This is a genomic window from Nocardioides sp. (assembly GCF_051876515.1).
Classification (GTDB): domain Bacteria; phylum Actinomycetota; class Actinomycetes; order Propionibacteriales; family Nocardioidaceae; genus Nocardioides.
In genome coordinates this window covers 1-5,084 of sequence record NZ_JBJEHY010000237.1, presented here as the reverse complement: position 1 = coordinate 5,084, position 5,084 = coordinate 1, and the positions used below count along the sequence as shown (strand labels likewise).

The window sequence follows — 5,084 nt, the reverse complement described above, 5'->3', positions numbered from 1 at the left end:
CGTCGCCCTCGTCGACGATCTGCAGGTCGGAGCCGACGGGCAGGTTCCAGATGCCGATGAGCGCCGGCTCGATCTCGCAGAGCGTGTTGAAGTTGACGATGGTCAGGTTGTCGGCGTCGGAGAGGTACTCCGAGGAGTCGATGTCGCTGAAGATCCGCCACCCGTTGTCGGCGGCGGCCTGCGACTCCTCGCGGACCATCCACTTGACCCGCCCGACGCGGGAGACGACGTTCTTCGACGCCAGGCAGGCGCCGGCGCCGGGGATGAACTCGGTGGTCATCAGGACTCCTCGGGCGGGACGGGGATGCCGCGTTCGGCCAGGACCTGCTCGGCGCGGGCGACGAGGTCGCCACGCTTGGCGGCCCACATGCGCAGGTTGCCCAGGACCGTACGGCCGTACTCGCTGGGTCGGAGCAGGTCGAGGTCGGGCCGCGCGAGCAGCACCTCGTAGAACGGGGCCAGCGTCGCGTCGCTGAACTTGAACTTGGCGGCGATCGTCTCCAGCGGGGTGCCGAACTTCTCGATCACCTCGTTGACGTCCGCGCCGGCGTCGAGCATGCGGGCCAGCAGGGGCGCCTCCGCGGCGACGTCGTGGTCGTTGCGGCCCAGCAGGCGGTGCAGCGGCTGGCCGTGGCTCACGTCGGCGCCGTCGTCGAGCAGGCGCGTGGCCAGCGCGACGCGTTGACCGTGGTCGGGGTTGGTCAGCGCCAGCTCGAGCAGGGAGCCCGAGGCGAACCCGTCGTAGTTGGCGTGCTTGGCCTCGTACACCCGCTCGAGGTCGCCGAGGGTGCCGTGGGTCAGCGCCGCGTAGAGGGCGTTGGTGTCGCGCGGTGCACCGCGGTTGAACAGTCCCATGCGCTGCTGCTACTTCCTCGGCCCGGTCAACGGGCCTTCCTCGTCCTGGTGGCTGCGGTTCCTGCCGGGGTGCGAGACCTCGTAGTTGTCGGGGTCACGGTACCGCCGCAGGAACTCCTCCTTGGAGATCTTCCCCGACAGGTACTCGTCGCGCAGGTGGCGGTACTCCTCGCCGGGAAGGTGGCCCATGTCCCACTTCCCGGTCTGCGGGTCGCCGGGCTTCCAGTCGATCTTGACGAGCTTGCCGTCCTTGTCGAGGACCCACACCTCGCCGTTCTCGTCCTTGGCCTTGTCCCAGACCTTGTTGACCTGGTCCTTGTCGTACGAGGGACGGTTGTTGGCGTACGGGAGCCGCTTGCCGTCCTTGTCGTAGCCGTACGAGCCGGGCTTGCCCGTGTCGGGGAGCTTGCCGGAGACGCGGCCCTTCATCCGGCGCGCGGCCTTGAACTTGCGCAGGATCCGGGTGACGTCGGTGAGCTTGTCGATGGTGCGCGCCACCGTGAGGACGGCACGCACCGCGCGGATCGCGGTGATCGCGGTGATGATGCGCCGCGCGTAGTTGGCGGCCCGGGCCGCGATGAGTGCGGCACCTCCACCCGCGGCGGCACCGAAGGAGAAGAAGCTGCCGATGCCGGCGGCCACCGCGGTGATGCCGACCTCGATCGCGAGGTCCTTCATGAGCCCCTTGACGGTCTCCCGCGTGGACTCCACCTGGTTGGCGTAGTCGCGGCAGGCGGTGGCGAGCTCGCGGCAGGCGGCGGCGATGTCGGCGGCCCCGGTCTTTACCTCCTTGACCGAGCTGCGGGCCTTGCCGATCTCCGGGGAGCGCTGCAGGCCCAGGTCTGCGTCAGCGAGGTCGAAGCTGGAGGCCAGCGCCTCGATGCCGGACGCGGCGGCGTCCCACGCGGAGGCGGCCTCCTTGAGCCGGCCGGTGTCGGCCGAGGGCCAGGCCCACCCCTCGAGGTAGTCCATCATGATGTCCCAGAACTGGGGCGTGTCCTGGCTGTCGGCCCCCAGCGCGCTCGGCGGGGTGTACGGGGCCACGACCACGGGGTCGACGGCGGTGTGCCCGCCGTCGGAGGCGGCGTTGCGGGCGTACACGGAGCCGGAGTCGGCGTCGGCGTGGTTGGTGGCCGAGGCGTCGGCGGCCACGGCCAGGGAGCCGAGCGCGGTCACGAGGTCGGAGATGGCCCCGACGGTGGCGGCCGCACCGCCGTCGTAGTTGGCGACGAAGTCCTCCGAGGACTTGTCGTCGCCGCCCATCCCGGCGAACCCGCTGAGCTTGCCGATGAGGGTGTCGTACGTGCTGGCGGCGGAGCCGTTGGCGCCGTCCAGGACGGTGGCGGCGTTCCAGTAGCTCCCGGTGTCGACCTCGACCCTCATGAGAACTGCTCCCACATCGAGACGTTGGAGGTGGCGGCGGAGGTGTAGTTGCCGTGGGCGTCGCGGCTGGCCGCGCGCAGCGAGGCGAGCGCCCGGCGCATGCCGCGCATGCCGTCCTCCCAGGTCTGGTGGGCCTCGGCCTGCGCCTCGGCGGCGAGCCCCTCCCAGACCGACTGCAGGGCCTTGACCTGCTTCTCGAGGTCGTCGGTGAGCGACTCCAGGGCCCGTTCGGTCGACTCGAGGTCGCCGATGACGGCGTCGAGCTCGCTGAGGTCGACGGTGAAGTGTCGTGCCTGTCCCACGGTGATCACCCGAGCCTGTCGACGATGCGGGCCGCGAGCTGGTCGAGGCGTTCCTGGGAGGCGTCGTCGGCCTCGACGAAGTCGCGGTGGGTGGCCTCGAGCAGCACGCCCATGGCGACGAGCCCCTCGAGGACCTCGCCGGCGGCGACCTTCCAGTCGTCCCAGGCGTCGACGACGGAGTCGGCGGCCTCGCCGGTCCAGCCGGTGCCGAGGAAACCGGTGACGCGACGGTCGATCCGGTCGCGGTCGTTGCGCAGTCGTTCCTGCGCGTCGGAGACGTTGGTCCTCGCCTTGGCGAAGGCCTCGTGCATCACGTGGACCTGTTCCACGGCACCTCCTCGACGGTGGGTCTTCGTGCGGGCTCCCTACCCCCGTCCAGACCGGCTGAACCGTCGGTGAGCCAGAAACTCTCCACAGATCTGGCGGTCCAGACAGTTATCCACAGGCTGGACCTCGCGGCCCCCGCGGCGGCCGTCTGCTCGCTAGCGTCTCCGCCGACAACCTCACTCGGGTACGGGGGACTCAATGACGCTGACGCGTGCCACGGAGCACGGGTACTCGCCGCCGCACGACCGGCCGGCGGCCAACGACGACGGCTCGTTGCTGCTGCTCGACGAGCAGCTGCGCGTGGCCGTGCGCGCCAGCGGGATCGACCCGCAACGTGACGCTGCGCGGGTCCGCGAGCTGGCCGAGCAGGTGGTGCGCGAGCACGACGTACGCAGCATGACCGGCGCCGTGGTGCCGCTCGTGGACCCGGACGGGGCAGCGGCCGAGCTGGTGGCGCGGTTGGCCGGGTTCGGTGCGCTGCAGGTGTTCCTGGACGACCCAGAGGTCGAGGAGGTGTGGGTGAACGACCCGTCCAGGGTTTTTGTCGCCCGTCGTGGCCGGCACGAGCTGACCAACGTACGGCTCACGACCGCTCAGGTGCACGAGATCGTCGAGCGCATGCTCAAGGCCAGTGGCAGGCGTCTCGACCTGTCCAGCCCGTTCGTCGACGCGATGCTTCCGCAGGGGCACCGGTTGCACGTGGTGCTCGAGGGCATCAGCCGCGGCTTCACGGCGGTCAACATCCGCAAGTTCGTGCTCCGCGCGGCTCGGCTCAGTGACCTGGTCGCCCTGGGGTCGATGACCGCCCCGGCGGCAGCCTTCCTGGAGGCGTCGGTGCGGGCCGGGCTCAACGTCCTGGTCGCCGGGGGAACACAGGCGGGCAAGACGACCCTGCTCAACTGCCTTGCCTCCGCCATCCCCGGTGGTGAGCGGGTGATCAGCGTCGAGGAGGTCTTCGAGCTCAAGTTCCACCATCCCGACTGGGTTCCGATGCAGACCCGCCAGGCCGGTCTGGAGGGCACCGGCGAGATCCGCCTGCGCGACCTGGTCAAGGAGTCGCTGCGGATGCGGCCCAGCCGGGTCATCGTCGGCGAGGTCCGGGCCGAGGAGTGCCTCGACCTGTTGCTGGCGCTCAACTCCGGTCTCCCCGGGATGTGCACCCTGCACGCCAACAGCGCCCGCGAGGCGCTGGTCAAGATGTGCACGCTGCCGCTGCTGGCCGGCGAGAACATCTCGGCCGGGTTCGTCGTGCCGACCGTCGCCAGCGCCGTCGACCTCGTGGTCCACCTGGGGGTGGACGCGCACGGCACCCGCCGGGTCAACGAGATCGTCGCCGTCCCCGGTCGGGTGGAGAACGACATCATCGAGGTCGAGCCGATCTTCGAGCGGCGCGGCGACGAGCTGCGCCGCAGCGGCGGGATGCCGGCCGGCGTCGAACGCTTCACCCGCGTCGGGATCGACGTCCACCATGTGCTCGAGGGGGCCCGCTGATGGGCGCACTGGTCGGGCTGGGTGTGGGGCTGGGACTGCTGCTGGTCTGGTCGGCCTTCACGATGCCTGCGTCCCCGCGCGCTCCGCGCCGGCCCGGACGGTTGGCGACGCTGCTGACCACTGCCGGCCTGGGAGCCACCTCGGTCACCTCCGTGCTCCTCCTGTGCGCCGCGCTGGGCGGCGTCACGCTCCTGGTCCTCCAGACGACCTCGCGCACCTGGCCCGTCTCGGTGGCCTTCGCGCTGATGGCCGCGTACCTCCCGGTCGCCGTGCTGCGTCAGCGGGCCGCACGCCGCCGACGCGAGTTCGCCGAGGTGTGGCCCGACACGGTCGACAACCTCGCCAGCGCGGTGCGTGCAGGGATGTCGCTCCCCGACGCCCTGGCGTCCCTGGCCGAGAGCGGCCCCGAGGTGCTGCGCCCTCCCTTCGAGCAGTTCGCCCTCGACTACCAGGTCACAGGTCGCTTCGGCGAGTCGCTCGACCGGCTCAAGGAGACGCTGGCCGACCCGGTCGGGGACCGTGTCGTCGAGGGGCTGCGGATCGCCCGAGAGGTCGGAGGTGGAGAGCTCGGTCGCCTCCTCCGGAGCCTGTCGGGCCACCTGCGGGACGACGCACGTACCCGTTCGGAGCTGGAGTCGCGGCAGGCGTGGACCGTCAACGGGGCTCGGCTCGCGGTTGCTGCTCCGTGGGCCGTGCTGCTGATGATGTCGTTCCAGCCCGACGTGA

The 5,084-nt window shown here is 70.9% G+C and carries 7 protein-coding genes; 2 read left to right on the top strand and 5 right to left on the bottom strand.

Annotated elements, in window-relative coordinates:
* The 5 genes from ACI379_RS16505 to ACI379_RS16485 all read right to left on the bottom strand — a co-directional run.
* Positions 1–280 (bottom strand): DUF2185 domain-containing protein (locus ACI379_RS16505; protein ID WP_439793215.1); only part of this gene is annotated, 280 nt, incomplete at its 3' end.
* Positions 280–855: a hypothetical protein gene (locus ACI379_RS16500; protein WP_439793214.1), complete on the bottom strand. Its 576-nt coding sequence runs from the start codon at positions 853–855 to the stop codon at positions 280–282. The genes ACI379_RS16505 and ACI379_RS16500, both read right to left, overlap by 1 nt.
* A 9-nt stretch (positions 856–864) precedes the next feature.
* Positions 865–2,238 (bottom strand): HNH/ENDO VII family nuclease, encoded by a 1,374-nt coding sequence (locus ACI379_RS16495; RefSeq protein ID WP_439793213.1) that lies wholly within the window; start codon positions 2,236–2,238, stop codon positions 865–867.
* Positions 2,235–2,540, bottom strand: a complete 306-nt coding sequence (locus tag ACI379_RS16490; protein ID WP_439793212.1) for a WXG100 family type VII secretion target — start codon at positions 2,538–2,540, stop codon at positions 2,235–2,237. Before ACI379_RS16490 ends, ACI379_RS16495 begins: the two co-directional genes overlap by 4 nt.
* 5 nt (positions 2,541–2,545) lie before the next feature.
* A complete protein-coding gene (locus tag ACI379_RS16485; protein WP_439793211.1) occupies positions 2,546–2,869 on the bottom strand; it encodes a WXG100 family type VII secretion target in 324 nt (107 codons plus the stop codon).
* 196 nt (positions 2,870–3,065) lie between these two features.
* Here ACI379_RS16485 and ACI379_RS16480 point away from each other — a divergent pair, with 196 nt between their 5' ends.
* Positions 3,066–4,358 (top strand): CpaF family protein, encoded by a 1,293-nt coding sequence (locus ACI379_RS16480; RefSeq protein WP_439793210.1) that lies wholly within the window; start codon positions 3,066–3,068, stop codon positions 4,356–4,358.
* Positions 4,358–5,084, top strand: a 727-nt coding sequence (locus ACI379_RS16475) for a type II secretion system F family protein (RefSeq protein ID WP_439793209.1), incomplete at its 3' end; no start/stop codon positions are given. The genes ACI379_RS16480 and ACI379_RS16475, both read left to right, overlap by 1 nt.

What these genes read in the sequence shown, in the direction of transcription:
- ACI379_RS16500 (WP_439793214.1), bottom strand. Translation starts at nt 855, where the DNA reads ATGGGACTGTTCAACCGCGGTGCACCGCGCGACACCAACGCCCTCTAC.
- ACI379_RS16495 (WP_439793213.1), bottom strand. Translation starts at nt 2,238, where the DNA reads ATGAGGGTCGAGGTCGACACCGGGAGCTACTGGAACGCCGCCACCGTC.
- ACI379_RS16480 (WP_439793210.1), top strand. Translation starts at nt 3,066, where the DNA reads ATGACGCTGACGCGTGCCACGGAGCACGGGTACTCGCCGCCGCACGAC.